Raw genomic sequence first — 430 nt, forward strand, 5'->3', positions numbered from 1 at the left:
TCCGTCGGCTGCCTGACGCGCCGGCCACAAGCGCCGCAATCCCGGGCCGGGCGGAACGAGCTGAGACGTCAGTGACGAAGCGCAAAATATTGCGCAAAACTGGGTTCGACACGCTCGCGACCATCGCGGTTGTGGCGGTGACCAATCAGCGCCAATCTCCGGCGGCGGCCTGGACCAGGGCGAGCGCCGCGACGGCCGCCGTGTCGGCCCGCAGGATCCGCGGCCCGAGCGAGAGCCGAAGAACGTTGTCGCGGGCAAGCAGCATCTCGCGCTCCTCGGGCGCGAAGCCGCCCTCGGGACCGATCAGGAGCGCGAGCGACGCGCCCGCCGGGACGGAGGCCAGCGCCTCGAGCGGGTTCTTCAGCGGCGCATCCTCGTCGCAGAACACGAGCACGCGATCCGGCTCGAGCCCGCGGACGGCCGGCTCGAG

At 71.6% G+C, this 430-nt stretch carries 1 protein-coding gene; it reads right to left on the reverse strand.

Annotated features, from left to right (window positions below):
- Window positions 1-145: 145 nt before the first annotated feature.
- The coding region (locus tag AC2JF9_RS09565; RefSeq protein ID WP_500727315.1) for an RsmE family RNA methyltransferase at window positions 146-430 on the reverse strand (285 nt) is incomplete at its 5' end.

This window comes from Lactobacillus sp. C449L, assembly GCF_059900815.1.